Here is a 14125-nt window from a genome sequence, read left to right on the forward strand (position 1 = left end):
AGGTCGAAAGCTCATCGGCTGATCATCGCGGCACCATCACCGGACAGCCGCACGAGGTGATGCCATAACGAGGTGGCAACGCTCGACTGATCCACGGACCGGAACTGTGGAAAGCCAAGGGGGGCCGGACAGATGTCCGGCCCCCCTTGTTGGCATCGGCCTGCGCCTACTCCTGATCTGTTGATCGCGGTGGCAGCAGTCCGCCACCGCCACCGCCGCCCGGCGGTGAGTCCCGACCGGGGGGAAGCGGGTTTGTCGGAACGGTGCCGCCGTTGTTGTCCCGGCCACCGCCCCGGTTGTCGCCGCCGTCGTTGCGACCGCCGCCCAGCCGGCAGAGGAAGTCCGTCGGCTCGCACTCGGGCTGCTCCGGCGGCGGCGGAGGCGGCGGTACGCCGTTGCCGGCCTCCGCGTCCCCGACCCCGGCGACGCTGGGCAGGTCGGAGGGGTCGTAACCCTTGAGAGCCTGCTCCATGTACCGCTTCCACAGCTGGGCCGGCAGGCCACCACCGCTGATGTTGCTGCCGCCCCGGTCGACGATGGCCCGCTTCTCGGTGTCGCGGCTACCGATCCACACCGCCGTGGCGACGTTCTTGTCGTAGCCGACCATCCAGGCGTCCTGGTTCTTACCGGTGTCGCCGAGCTGCCAGGTACCGGTCTTGCCGGCCAGCGGACGGTTGACCACACTGGCGTTGTTCTTGCCCGGGATCTCCTTGAGCACGGCGGTCACCTCGTCGGCGACCTCCGGACGGATCACCTGCTGCGGCTTGAGCTTCTCGCCGGTGCCGGGAACCTTGTCCCACTTACCGGTCGTCTTGTTCAGCTTCTCGACCGTCCGCACGAAGTGCGCCTTGTTGTACTTGCCGCCGTTGGCGAGGGTGGCCAAGCCGTTGGCGTGGTCGAGCACGGTGATCGGGTACTGCCCGAAGCCGACCACCCGATCGAAGTGCTTCGGCGCGAGCTGCTCGGGCTTGCTCTTGGTCAGGTCGTACGCCTTCACCGGCTCGACGGTCCACATGGTGCGAACGCCGGCCCGGCGGGCCATGTCGACCACCTTGTCACTGCCGATCTTCTCGGCCAGATGGAAGAACGGGACGTTGTACGACTGCACCGTCGATTCCTGCAAGGTGCACGACTTGGCGCAGCTGGCGTTTCGCCCGGCGTTCACGATCTTGTTGTCGTAGCCCTCAGGGGTGAACGGCGTTGAGTCCCAGTACGACTTGACCGAGATGCCGGCGTCGATGGCCGCGGCCAGGGTGTAGACCTTGAACGTCGAGCCCGGCGGGTGGCCGCCGACGAGGTTGCCGTTCTGGTCGGTGTTCATGCCCGCGTAGTCGTAGTCCGCTCCGCTGTTGCCGCCGTAGTAGGCCAGCACACGACCCGTCTTCGCCTCGACGGACACCACGGCCGGCATCAGGTTCTTCGGCTGGTCCGCCAGGAACGCTCCCTTGCGGCCCACCTGGGCGATCTCCTCCAGCGCCTTCTGCATCTTCGGATCGAGGGTGGTGGTGATCCGGTAACCGCCTTCGCGCAACTCGCTCACACAGCTCGGCTTGCCCGGCGCACCGCTCTCAGTGCAGATGCCCCAGTCGGCCATCTCCTTGCGGACGTAGTTGATCACGCTGCCGCGCGGGGAGGCCACGCCGAAGCCGTTGTCCTTCTTGATCTTCTGGATCTTCGGGTACTCGGTCGGACGCTCGGGCTTGCCCGGCGCACCCAGCCAGCCCTCCTCGACCATGCCGTTGATCACGTACTCCCAACGGATCTTGGCCTCGGTCGGGTTGGTCTCCGGGTCGTACCCCTGGTGGGTCGCGCTGGCGTCCGGCTGCTTGATCATCGCGGCTAGCACCGCGCCCTGCGCCACGTTCAGCTTCTTGGCACTGACGCCGAAGAACGTCTGCGCCGCCGCCTCGATCCCGTACGCCCCGCGACCGAAGTAGATCACGTTGAGGTAGTTCTCCATGATCTCGTCTTTGGTGAACTGGTCGTTCAGCTTGGAGGCGAGAATCGCCTCCTTCACCTTCCGGGAGTAGCTGACGTCCTGGAGGTTCTCGTAGGCGTTGCGGGCGTACTGCTGGGTGATGGTCGAGGCACCCTGCTTGTCGCCACCGGAGAGGTTGTTCCAGGCGGCGCGGGCGATGCCCTTGTAGTCCACACCCGAGTGCCGGTAGAAGTTGCGGTCCTCGGCGGCGGCGACGGCGTCGCGCACGTGCTGGGGGATGTTCTCGATGGTGACGAAGGTGCGGTTCTCGTTGCCGAGCTTGGCCACCAGCGTCTTGCCGTCCTTGGCGTAGACGGTGGTGGACAGCGGCAGCGGGATCTCCTTGGGCAGCACCACGTTCGTCGAGTAGTAGGTGAACCCGACGACGCCGATGCCGGCCAGCATGATGAAGACGGCGAAGCTGGCGATCAGCAGGTTCATCCGCTTGCGCCTACGGGCCCGGGCTACCGCTTTCGGGTCACGCCCGCCCCGCCCGGGACCAGCCGGTCCGCCCGGTCCGCCCGGGCCACCGGGACCACCCGGTCCACCTGGCCCCCCGGGACCGCCGACGCTGGCCCGCGCTACGGCGGCTCGACCGCCGGCACCACCCACCGACGCCGAACCGACACTCGCCCGGCCGGCCGGGGCCGCCCCGACGGCAGCCGCACCGACCGTGGCCCGACCCGCCGGCCCGCCGGGCGTCGGGGACACCGGCACCGACGCACGACCGGCACGGCCGGCCGCGGGCGACACCGGCACCGAGGCCCGACCGCCGGAGGCAGGTGAGACCGGTACCGACGCACGACCACCGGGTGCCGGGGAGACCGGCACCGACGCACGACCCGGACCGGCGCGACCGACCGAGGCCGAGCCGGCGGATCGACCCGGCGTCGGCACGCTCGCCGAACCACCGACCGAGGCCCGCCCACCGACCGAGGCACGAGCCGATGAGCCCGCGCCCTCAGGTCCGGTCGTCCAGTTGCCTCCACGCGGGTCACCACTCGGACCGCGGTACGCGTCGTCCGCCTGCCCCGGGTCGTCCTGGCCCGGTATCCAGGCCCGGCCGCGCGAGGAGCTGGGATCACCGTACGAGTTCATTCCTCACACCCTGCCGTCGCGGTGGGACGCTGTCGCGCCGCCACCGGTTTGCCGTGAGATGCGACACCCGCGCGCACGGCACGGGGGTGCCGTGGTGCCGGCATCAGATACGAATCTTTCGGACTATTCGCACTTACGAGCCGTCGGTCGCCCCGGCCAGGTACGTCACGGCCAGGGCTGGCCGATCGCGCTCGAATCACCGTTGGGCCTCTCGCCTTCGCCGAGTGTTGGCTCCCGCAGCAGCGGCGGCAACCCCGCCGGCCGCCTCATGCTCCGCCTCGCTGTCAGTCAGTCCGTCCCGCCCGAGCAGGTACTGCTCCACCAGATGGTTCCAGTCACAGCCGAGGCACACCTCCACCACGAAGACCTGGAACTCACGCAGCGTCATCGCCAGCATCGACAACTCGGCCACCGTACGGGCCTGGCCGGCGGACTGCTTGAGTTCGTCGCCGTAAATGTAGTGGACGTGGGTGAGGTTTTCGCTCCGGCAGATCGGACACCGCTGGTCGGTGGGCTCGCCGTGGAACCGAGCCGCGTTCTTCAGGTACGGAGACGCGTCACACAGGTCATAGGTGCCGACCCGGCCGGCGACGAGTTCACGCAGCAGCGCTCGCCTCCGAAGCGAGTAGTCGACGACCTGGCGCTGCGTACGCATGCGGCAAAGGGTACGCGGTCTCGCCAGACGAGGCGACCACCGTCACGATCTGTGACTAGCAGACCTCGGACCGAGGGTTTAACGGGAGGGGGTTTGCCCCGATCGGGGCGAGCCGCTACGGTGCGATGTATCGGTCCGATACATCGTGGTGGTTAGCGATCCACGCACAGGGTAATGGGGAGGTTGGCCGATGCTTGAGCTGGCCATCCTCGGCCTGTTGCAGGAGGCTCCGATGCACGGCTACGAGCTGCGCAAGGAGCTCACCGCCAAGCTCGGAGCGATCCGGGCAGCGATCAGCTACGGCTCTCTCTACCCGACCCTGCGCCGCCTCCAGGCGGCGGGTTGGATCACCGAGGCCGCCGACACGCCCGCGACCGCCGAGGAGGTTCCCGCGCTGACCAGCCGACGAGGTCGGGTGGTCTACACCATCACCGCGGAGGGCAAGGAACGCTTCGCCCAGCTCATCGCGCAGACCGGGCCGGAGACGTACGGCGACACCGGTTTCGGCGTGCACTTCGCGTTCTTTTCCCGAACCGACCAGGCGACCCGACTGCGCATCCTGGAAGGTCGCCGTCGCACGATCGAGGAACGTCGCGAAGGACTTCGCGACATGCTGGGCCGAGCGGCCGAGCGCCTCGACGCGTACACGCTGGAGCTGCAACGCCACGGCCTGGAGGCCTGTGAGCGTGAGGTCCGCTGGCTGGAGGAGCTCATCGCCAACGAGCGCTCCGGCCGTGCCCCGACGGTCCCGAACGACGGGACGGCCGGCGGCCGACGAGAAGACAACAGCCCGCCTCCGCCTGGAGAGTCCAGGAAAGAGCGGCCGTGACAGAAAAGAAGGAGGCACACGCGATGGGCTCCGTCCGCGTCGCCATCGTCGGTGTGGGTAACTGCGCCTCGTCCCTCGTGCAGGGCGTCGAGTACTACCGGAACGCTGACCCGAACGACCGCGTCCCGGGTCTCATGCACGTCACCTTCGGCGACTACCACGTCTCGGACGTGCAGTTCGTCGCGGCGTTCGATGTCGACGCCAAGAAGGTGGGCATGGACCTCGCAGAGGCGATCGTCGCCAGCGAGAACAACACCATCAAGCTCTGCGACGTACCGCCGACCGGCGTGACCGTCCAGCGCGGCCCGACCTTCGACGGCCTCGGCCAGTACTACCGCGAGATCGTCGAGGAGTCCGACGCCGCACCGGTCGACGTGGTCAAGGCGCTGCGTGACGCCCAGGTCGACGTCGTCGTCTCGTACCTGCCGGTGGGCTCGGAGCAGGCCGACAAGTTCTACGCCCAGGCCGCCATCGACGCCGGCTGCGCGTTCGTCAACGCCCTGCCGGTCTTCATCGCCTCCGACCCGGAGTGGGCGCAGAAGTTCACCGACGCCGGTCTGCCGATCGTCGGTGACGACATCAAGAGCCAGGTCGGCGCGACCATCGTGCACCGGGCCCTGGCGAAGCTCTTCGAGGACCGCGGTGTCGAGCTGCTGCGCACGTACCAGCTCAACTTCGGCGGCAACATGGACTTCATGAACATGCTGGAGCGCAACCGCCTGGTTTCGAAGAAGATCTCGAAGACCCAGTCGGTGACCTCCCAGGTGCCGCACGAGATGGCCAAGAGCGACGTGCACATCGGCCCGTCCGACCACGTGCCGTGGCTGGACGACCGCAAGTGGGCCTACATCCGCCTGGAGGGCCGCTCCTTCGGCGACACCCCGCTCAACGCCGAGCTCAAGCTCGAGGTGTGGGACTCGCCGAACTCGGCCGGCGTCATCATCGACGCGGTCCGCGCCGCCAAGATCGCTCTGGACCGGAAGATCGGCGGCCCGATCCTGTCGGCCTCGTCGTACTTCATGAAGTCCCCGCCCGTGCAGTACGCCGACCACGACGCGCACGCCGCCGTCGAGGCGTTCATCGCCGGCGAGATCGAGCGCTGACGCGCTGACACAGCCACATCGCTGAGGGCCGGGTCCGCACGGACCCGGCCCTCACCGCTGTCCACCCCCACCGCAAGGCAAAGAGGGCGCGGTACGGAAGGACATTTCGTACCGCCAGCGCCGGCTAGGCTGAGCGACGTGCTCTCCATTGACGAGTGTCGGTCGTCCCGGCGGCGAGTGCGGTGCAGCGGCGGGCCGAGGCGGAGGCGATCGTTTCGTTTTCCCCACCTTGGCAACTGCCGATCGTTTCGTCATTCCCGCCCTGGCAACTGCATGGCGGCCACCTGTCCAACGGACACGTGGAGTTCCTCAGCCGACATCGTCGACCAGCTCACCCGGGGCACGGCCATCGTCGGGTCGCGATACCGGGTGGGCAGCGCAGTCGCGGGCGTCCTCGTGTTCGCCCTGACTGCCTGCGCACCGCCTGGCAGCAACCCGTCGACCGGGCCGGCATCACCGGCCGTCTCGGCATCACCGGCCGTCTCGGCATCACCGGCCGTCTCGGCATCACCGGCGGTCTCGGCGACGCCGATCGTCGAGGCCCGCTGTGCGGGTGCGGCGGCTACGCCGCCAGAGGTGGTGGCGAAGCCTGGCGGGTCAGTCACCTCCCAGGTTGCGCCGGAGGCTGCCAGCAGCGGACATCCGATGACCGATGAGCAGCTGCGCCAGGAGGAATTCCTGCGCCAGCAGGCAGCCAACAAGGCCTTCCGCCAGCGGGGCAACCTCGAACCGGCGGCAGCCGAGGGTGCCCACGCCTGTGCGGTGGAAGTGCAGCGCGTCCTCAACCTACTGACCGTCGGCGGTCGGGACGCGCCCGAGGAGGAAGCGGTACGGCAGGCGGTGGCCAGCACCGGGCTGCTGGATGTGGTCGTCCGCCCGCCGGGTCGACTTGACCTCGGCCCCGGTGACGGGCTGATCTTCTCCGGATGGACCGGCCGGGCATGCGTCTTCGGCAGCGTCCGTCAGGACGACATCACCGTGGAATTCGGCACCCGCATCGCCGACGGCGGCTGCCTCCCCGCCCCAGGCTGACCTCCCCCAGGCTGACCTCCTGGCCACCAGCGCTCCTGCGCAACTGCTTCGCCGCCCCAGCCGGACGCAGCGGGCGACGAAGACGGGACGACCGCCCGGCCAGCCCGCTGCCCACACCCCCGATCCGGCTCGACCCAGGTAACGGGCAGGCACGGGGTGGCCCGCACCGTATCGCCAGCCCAACGAGGTACCAAGCGAGGTGCCCGGCGCGGCTGGGACCGCCGTTTCGCCGAAACGGTGGTGTCTGTAGCGGTCGGACACCGCCGTTTCGGCGAAACGGAGTCGATCACGCGCTGGTCGCCGCAGTCAGCAAGCTGGCCGCGGCAGTGGCAGGCCGTTTATGGCAGTGGGCAAGCCGGCCGCGACACCGGGCGAGCCGGTCGCGGCAGTGGGCGAGCAGGCCGCGGCAGTGGGTAAGCCAGTCGGCAGCGGCGACCTGCAGCGTGGCGGCCCGCAGCGTGGCGGTCTGCAGCGTGGCGGTCTGCAGCGTGGCGGTCTGCGGGGTGGCGGTCTGCGGGGTGGCGGTCAGGACCAGGCTTGTTGCAGGGCGACCCGGGCTTCCAACTCCAGCAGCTTGACCTTGCGGTCCAGGCCGCCGCCGAAGCCGACCAGTTTGCCGCCGGCACCGATGATGCGGTGGCAGGGCACGATGACCGGGATCGGGTTGCGGTTGCAGGCCACCCCGACCGCCCGTGCCGCACCGGGATCACCCACCAGCCGGGCCACCTGCCCGTAGGTAAGCGTCTCCCCGTACGGGATACGGGTCATCTCCCGCCACACCGCCCGCTCGAAGTCGGAGCCGCGCGGCGCCCGCACCGGAGTCCCGAACTCGGTCAGCTCTCCAGCGAAGTAGGCCCGTAGCTCCGTCACCGCCCGCGCCGCGATCGGGTCGGCCGGCGTCTCACTCGCGGACTCGACCAGCCCGAAGTGCGCCCCGCACACGCTGCCACCCTCGGTGGCCACGGAGAAGATCCCGATCGGCGAGTCGAGCAGCGTCCAACGCATCCCGCCATTCTCCCCGACGCCCGACTCCGCAACCACGCCCCCGACCACGCCGAAGCCGTCCACGAATCCACCACCCCGCCCAACTGGCCCTCAACCGGCAACCTGCCGCCTCCGTCCGACTGCCACCCGCCAGCCAATCCACCACCCCGCTCGACTGGCACTCGATCTGGGATCGAGTGGTATCCCGAGCCGGGGAAGCCACTCGATCCCATCGAGCGTGATCTTCACCGGGCGGTGGGATGCCCACACCCCCACGCCAGGGCGCGCCGAACACCCAGCTGGAGCGGCCCGAGGGAGCGGGTGCCCCAACGAGCGACGCCCGCCGGAGCGGCCCCGGTGCGCGGATGGCTCAACGAGCGACGCCCGCCGGAGCGGCCCGGGTGTCCGGGGGCTCCGACGGGCGTCGGATGGTGCGTGGGGTGTTACGCGGCCGAGACGGTGAACTTCTCGCCCTTGCCGAGCCCCAACTCGAAATCGAACCACTTGATGTTCTTGTTCGAGATCAGCTGCTTGGTGCCGGCTGATCCGGCGGAGACCGCCTGGTTGTCGCTGGCCCGGAAGAAGACCGTGCCGTCGCCGTTGTAGTCGAGGAAGTCGAAGCTCTCCCACACGCCGCGCGACTTGGCGCTGGCGATCAGCGGCTTGGTGCCCTTGCTCGCGGCGGTCACGTACTTGCCGTTGGCGAGGGCCTTGAGGCCGAAGAAGCCGTCACCGATGTTGACGATCTGGAACTTCGCCGACTTGGTGACCTTGCTGCTGCTGGCGATCAGCGGCTTGCTGCCGGCCACGACGTACTTGCCGTTGGCCTTCGACTTGATGCTGATCACCGGAGCCGGCGCTTCGATGTTGAACTTCTCCGACGAGCCGATGCTGGTCTTGCTCGCCTTCAACGTCGAGGTACCCGACTTCGGCGCGGTGACGTACTTGCCGTTGATCTTGGACTTGAGGCTGACCGTACCGTCGGCGTGGTTGATGATCTGGAACTTCGCCGACTTGACGATCGTCTTGTGGCTGGCGATCAGCGGCTTGGTGCCGTTGCTCGGCGCCACCACGTACCGGCCGGTGCTCTTGGACCGCAGCGCGATCAGACCACTTCCGGCGTTGACGAAGTCGTAGCGCTGCGCGGTGCCCAGGCTCTTGCCGTTGTTGACAAGCGCCTTCTTGGTGCTGGCGGCGGTGACGAACTTCCCGTTGGACTTGGCCTTGAAGCCGAAACCGCTGCGGGTGGGGGTGATCGAACCGACCGTCAACATCCGGTCGATCGAGCCCTTCGTGTCGTAGACCGCGCCCGCGACACCGGTGGTGACGATGCGGTCGCGGACCTGCTTCGGCGTCCACGTCGGGTTGGAGTGCAGCAGCAGCGCCGCGGCACCCGCCACGTGCGGGGCCGCCATGGACGTGCCGCTGTAGCCCACGCTGCCGGTGTTGTTGTCGTGCCGCGCCGAGACGATGCTGACGCCCGGTGCGAACACGTCGAGGCACTTGCCGTAGTTCGAGAACCAGGCCCGCATGTCGACCCGGTCCGTCGCCCCGACGGTGATCGCGTCCGGCACCCGGGCGGGGGACGTCTTGCAGGCGTCCATCATCGAGTTACCGGCGGCGAGCGAGTAGGTGATGCCCGAGGCGATCGAGCGCTTCACCGCCTCGTCGAGCGACGGGATGGTGACGACGTCACCGAGGCTCATGTTGGCCACGGCCGGCTTCTGCGCGTTCGCGGTCACCCAGTCGACACCGGCGACGACCTGCTCGGTCGTGCCGTAACCGTCACAGTCGAGCACCCGTACGCCGACCAGCTTGACGCCCTTGGCGACACCGTACTTCGTGCCGCCGACGGTGCCCGCCACGTGCGTGCCGTGGCCGTTGCAGTCCCCGTTCGCGTTGGCCTTGACGCCGTCCACCGGCGGATCGGTGGGATCCGGGTCCGGCGTGGGCGGCGGCGGGTCGATCGCGTCGTACCCCATGGTGGCCCGGCCGCCGAAGTCCTGGTGCTTGACGTTGATGCCGGTGTCCAGGATGTACGCGGTGACCTTGCTACCGGTGTTCGGATACTTGTAGGTCTTGTTCAGCTTCGCCGTGTACTGGTCGAGCCGGTCCAGACCCCACGGCGGGCTGCTCTGTGTGCCGTTGGCCGACAGCCGGCGCACCGGCTCGACGTAGTCGACGGCAGGATGCGCGGCGAGCCTCTCGGCCTGCCGCTGGTCCATCGCGGCCGAGTAGCCGACGAGAGCAGAGTCGAACACCTGACGGACGCTGCCGCCATGCTGCTTGACGAAGGTCGAGGCGAGCGCCCGGACGCTGCTGTAGGTGGCCTGCTTGTCCTTGAGGACGACGATGTAACGGCCCGGCACGACGCCGGTGCCCTCGCTGCCACGGACCTCGGCGCGGGCCGAGTCGGCGGGAGCAGCCATCCCGACGCCGCCGGTGGCGACGGTGAGGATGGACGAGGCGGTGGCGAGGGCGAGCCCCGCTACCGCCGTGCGGCGCAGTACGCCACGTCGTTTCACTAGGCGATCTCCCCGTTTTGTCGTCGGCAGCCAGCGGCGGCCGAACGGGCAATGGAATGTCCTACTGCGGCAGATGACACGAGCAGGACGCCCCAACATCATGAATGAACTGTGCAAGGCAGGGGTCAACCGTTTGGTCGGAACGTGGGCGTTTCGTCGTAGCGACCGTCGAGGCAGGACACTCGTGGATAACGTGAAGACCGGCTGCGCTCAGCTACCGATGCCCTGCTCGCGGGCCCAGCGCAGCAGTTCGGCCTCGGCCGTGTCACGGTCCAGCGGCCCGCGTTCCAGGCGTAGGTCCTTCAGGTACTTCCAGGCCTGCCCGACGATGGGCCCGGGCGGTACGCCGAGCAACTCCATGATCGCGTTGCCGTCCAGATCGGGACGGACCCGGGCCAGGTCCTCCTCGGCGGCGATCCGGGCGATCCGCTCCTCCAGGGCGTCGTAGTCCGCCGCCAGTTGAGCCGCCTTGCGCCGGTTGCGGGTGGTGCAGTCCGACCGGGTCAGCTTGTGCAGCCGGGACAGCAGATCACCGGCGTCGGTGACGTACCGGCGGACGGCCGAGTCGGTCCACTCGCCCCGGCCGTACCCGTAGAAGCGGAGGTGCAGCGCGACCAGGGCGGTGACCTTGGCGGTGATGTCCTTCGGGTAGCGCAGCGCCTTCATCCGCGCCTTGGTCAACCGGGCACCGACCACCTCGTGGTGGTGGAAGCTGACCCGCCCGTCGGAGCCGACCGCCTTGGTCGCCGGCTTGCCGACGTCGTGCATCAGGGCGGCCATCCGCAGGATGAAGTCCGGCCCGTCCTGCTCGTACGAGATCGCGTTGCGCACCACGGTGAGGGTGTGCTCGTAGACGTCCTTGTGCTGGGCGTGCTCGTCGATCTCCAGCTTCAGGCCGGTCAACTCGGGCAGGAAGCGCTCGGCCAGCCCGGTGTCGACCAGCAGCCGCAGCCCGGTGATCGGGTCGGCGGCGCAGAGCAGCTTGGTGAACTCGTCCCGGATCCGCTCGGCGGTGATCCGGTCCAGGTCGGCCGCCATCCGGGTCATCGCCGCGTACACGTCCGGGTGCACCGCGAAGCGCAGTTGCGCGGCGAAGCGGGCGGCCCGCAGCATCCGCAGCGGGTCGTCGCCGAACGACTCGGCGGGGGTGCCCGGGGTACGCACCACCTTCGCGGCCAGGTCGGCCAGGCCGCCGTACGGGTCGGTGAAGCGATGATCCGGCAGGCTCACCGCCATCGCGTTGATGGTGAAGTCCCGCCGCCGCAGGTCCTCGGTCAGGTTGGTGCCGTACTCGACCACCGGGTTCCGGCTCACCTGGTCGTACGACTCGGCGCGGAAGGTGGTGATCTCCAGTCGCAGACCGTCGCGCTGGCAGCCGATGGTGCCGAACTCGCGTCCGGTCTCCCAGATCGCCTCGGCCCAGCCCCGCACGATGCCGAGCGTCTGATCCGGGTGCGCGTCGGTGCAGAAGTCGAGATCCTCGCCGAGCCGACCGAGCAGCGCATCGCGTACCGAACCGCCCACGAGATGCAGTTCGTGACCGGCGGCGGCGAATCGGCGGCCCAACTCGTCGGCGACCGGGGAGACCCGGAGCAGTTCGGCGACGGCGTTGCGCTGCGCGGCGCTCAGTTCGCGGCGGTCGGTGGCGTGGGATGCGGCGGCGTCGGACATCGGATCAGCAGCCTATCGGTCCTGACTGGCATCTCCTCCGCCGGGCGCGGGTAACGGGCCGGGGTTGACTAAGGTCTGTGGCGTGCGGGCCGGTGCCGGTTCCGGCCTATCCCCTTGGAGGCGCAGATGAGCGGCGGGCTCTACCGCAGCGCGAACGCCCAGCAGGGCGGCGCGCCCGGCGGCCGGCCCGGTGACGGTGCCACGTTCATCTCCGCCGACCCGCTCAACCAGCCCGCCGCCGAGTCGGTCGCCCCACCGCAGGAGCAGGTCGCGGAGGGCAGCGCCGCGACCAACAGCGCGGTGATGGCCGTCGGCAGCCTGGTCAGCCGGGGTACGGGTTTCCTGCGCACCTTGGCGATCACCGCCGCGCTCGGCTCGGCCATCGGTGACGCGTACACCACCGCCCAGATCCTGCCCGGAATGGTGTACGAGTTCCTGCTCGGCGGCATCCTCACCAGCGTGCTGATCCCGGTGCTGGTGCGGCGGCGCAAGTTCGACCCGGACGGCGGTCAGGCGTACACCCAGCGGTTGCTCACCCTGGCGGTGGTCGCGCTCGGCGCGGCGGCGCTGCTGGCGGTCGCCATGGCACCGGTGCTCACCTGGCTGTACGCCAGCGACGAGGCACCTGCCGACTACCGGTCCCTGGTCACCGCGCTGGCCCGGCTGATGCTGCCGATGATCTTCTTCACCGGCCTGAGCGCGCTGATCAGCGCGGTGCTCAACACCCGGGGGCACTTCGCCGCCCCGATGTGGGCGCCGATCCTGAACAACATCGTGGTGATCGCCACCGCCGGCCTGTACATCGCGATCTTCAGCACCGACATCCTCGCCCCGGACGAGATGACCACCGGCCGGATCCTGCTGATCGGCGGCGGCACCCTGCTCGGTGTGGCCGTCCAGGCCGCCGGGCTGCTGCCCGCGCTGCGCAAGGTCGGCTTCCGGTGGCGGTTCCGGTTCGACTTCCGCGCGCTCGGTCTTGGCGAGCTGGGTCGGCTGGGCGCCTGGATGTTCTGTTACGTGGCGGTCAGCCAGATCGGCCTGATCGTGGTCTTCAACCTGCTCAGCCGCACCAGTGGGCAGGCCGCCGGTGCGTTGATCTACAACAACGTGTTCCTGCTGCTGATGATGGCGCACGGCATCATCGCCGTCTCGATCATCACCGCGCTGATGCCCCGGATGAGCGCCGCCGCCGCCGACGGCCGGTACGCCGACCTGGCGGCCGACCTGTCCCGAGGCACCCGCACCGTCTCGGCGGTGCTCGCACCGATCGCCGTCTGCTACGCCGTGCTGGCCACCCCGATCGCCTTCACGCTGTTCCGCTGGGGGGCGTTCACCGACGAAGGCGCGAAGGCGACCGCCCCGGTGCTGCTGTTCGCGGCGGTGGCGTTGGTGCCGTTCGCGGTCAGCCAACTGTTCACCTTCGCCTTCTACGCCCTGCCGGACACCCGCACCCCGGCCCTGATCAACATCCCGGTGGTGGCGCTGCGCGCGCTGGTGCAGATCGGGCTGTTCGCGGCCTTCTCGGCGAGCTTCGCCGCGTCCGGAATGATGATCGGCAACACGATCTCGTACCTCGCCGCCGCGATCGCCTCCGCCTGGCTGCTGCGCCCGAGGGTGGGCCGCATCGGGCTGGGCACGATCCTGCGCACGCTGGGCCGGGTGGCGGTGGCCGCGCTCGGCGCCGCACTCGTCGGTCTGCTGGTGGTGGCCCTGCTACCCGGCGACGACACGCCCACCCGGCTGCAGGCCCTCGTGCAGCTGGTCGTCGGCGGGGCGGTGATCGGTGGTACCTACCTCGGCCTGGCGATGCTGCTCCGGATCTCCGAGATCACCGAGGTGGTCGGCATGGTCCGTCGCCGGCTCGGCCGCTGATCTCCACGCATTCACCGAGCGTGGTCGAGGATCACCAGGCTGGGGATGTGCCTGTGGATAACTCAGCGCGTCGCCGCTCACCTACCGGATCGGCCTGTGGATAACCAACCGGAAGGCCGAGTGTGGTCGGCCGATCGACGGGAACCCCACTGACACCTGATCCACCGCGTACAGCCTGCACCGCCCCGGCGACAGCTCGTTGTAGGCGGCCTCTAGATTGGCTGGTACATGTACCAGCAACGTGGCCGACATCGGTCGTAACCGGACGAGTGCGCCCGAGTGCGAACACCCCTGTTGGTCACGGCGGGAAGATGACATGTCGGGGAGACGGCCAACCCAGGTAAGGTCGCTCTCGACGGGTACGGCAGGCACCGGCTC

General features: G+C 69.1%; 10 protein-coding genes. 4 read left to right on the forward strand and 6 right to left on the reverse strand.

The annotated features are described in order from the left end of the window. Window positions 1-166: 166 nt before the first annotated feature. Window positions 167-3076 carry a transglycosylase domain-containing protein gene (locus tag Vgi01_RS27060; protein ID WP_373307051.1) on the reverse strand — a complete coding sequence of 970 codons (2910 nt, stop codon included), beginning with the start codon at window positions 3074-3076 and terminating at the stop codon, window positions 167-169. A 196-nt stretch (window positions 3077-3272) separates the two neighbouring features. Then, the gene (locus Vgi01_RS27065; protein WP_204292962.1) at window positions 3273-3731 is read right to left on the reverse strand and encodes a DUF5318 family protein; all 459 of its coding nucleotides are present in this window, start codon (window positions 3729-3731) and stop codon (window positions 3273-3275) included. A 190-nt stretch (window positions 3732-3921) separates the two neighbouring features. Between Vgi01_RS27065 and Vgi01_RS27070 the strand changes: the two genes are divergently transcribed. Next, the gene (locus Vgi01_RS27070; RefSeq protein ID WP_013736582.1) at window positions 3922-4560 is read left to right on the forward strand and encodes a PadR family transcriptional regulator; all 639 of its coding nucleotides are present in this window, start codon (window positions 3922-3924) and stop codon (window positions 4558-4560) included. Window positions 4561-4583: 23 nt separating this feature from the next. After that, window positions 4584-5663 carry an inositol-3-phosphate synthase gene (locus Vgi01_RS27075; RefSeq protein WP_102658761.1) on the forward strand — a complete coding sequence of 360 codons (1080 nt, stop codon included), beginning with the start codon at window positions 4584-4586 and terminating at the stop codon, window positions 5661-5663. Between the two features lie 251 nt (window positions 5664-5914). Here the strand turns inward: Vgi01_RS27075 and Vgi01_RS27080 are convergent, their stop codons facing one another. Next, window positions 5915-6268 (reverse strand): hypothetical protein, encoded by a 354-nt coding sequence (locus tag Vgi01_RS27080; protein ID WP_102658760.1) that lies wholly within the window; start codon window positions 6266-6268, stop codon window positions 5915-5917. A 40-nt stretch (window positions 6269-6308) separates the two neighbouring features. On the opposite strand from Vgi01_RS27080, the gene Vgi01_RS27085 reads away from it, so the two are divergent. After that, window positions 6309-6695 (forward strand): hypothetical protein, encoded by a 387-nt coding sequence (locus Vgi01_RS27085; protein WP_204292963.1) that lies wholly within the window; start codon window positions 6309-6311, stop codon window positions 6693-6695. A gap of 525 nt (window positions 6696-7220) precedes the next feature. Here Vgi01_RS27085 and Vgi01_RS27090 read toward each other — a convergent pair. The 3 genes from Vgi01_RS27090 to Vgi01_RS27100 all read right to left on the reverse strand — a co-directional run bounded on the left by Vgi01_RS27090 (window position 7221) and on the right by Vgi01_RS27100 (window position 11875). Beyond that, window positions 7221-7700: a methylated-DNA--[protein]-cysteine S-methyltransferase gene (locus Vgi01_RS27090; protein WP_204292976.1), complete on the reverse strand. Its 480-nt coding sequence runs from the start codon at window positions 7698-7700 to the stop codon at window positions 7221-7223. A gap of 422 nt (window positions 7701-8122) precedes the next feature. Beyond that, complete coding sequence (locus Vgi01_RS27095) at window positions 8123-10204, reverse strand: S8 family serine peptidase (RefSeq protein ID WP_204292964.1); 2082 nt, start codon at window positions 10202-10204, stop codon at window positions 8123-8125. Between the two features lie 210 nt (window positions 10205-10414). After that, window positions 10415-11875: a CCA tRNA nucleotidyltransferase gene (locus tag Vgi01_RS27100; protein ID WP_013736587.1), complete on the reverse strand. Its 1461-nt coding sequence runs from the start codon at window positions 11873-11875 to the stop codon at window positions 10415-10417. Between the two features lie 126 nt (window positions 11876-12001). On the opposite strand from Vgi01_RS27100, the gene murJ reads away from it, so the two are divergent. Next, complete coding sequence (murJ, locus tag Vgi01_RS27105; RefSeq protein ID WP_102658755.1) at window positions 12002-13747, forward strand: murein biosynthesis integral membrane protein MurJ; 1746 nt, start codon at window positions 12002-12004, stop codon at window positions 13745-13747. The last annotated feature ends 378 nt before the right edge of the window (window positions 13748-14125 follow it).

It is taken from the genome of Micromonospora gifhornensis, from assembly GCF_016863515.1.
Classification (GTDB): domain Bacteria; phylum Actinomycetota; class Actinomycetes; order Mycobacteriales; family Micromonosporaceae; genus Micromonospora; species Micromonospora gifhornensis.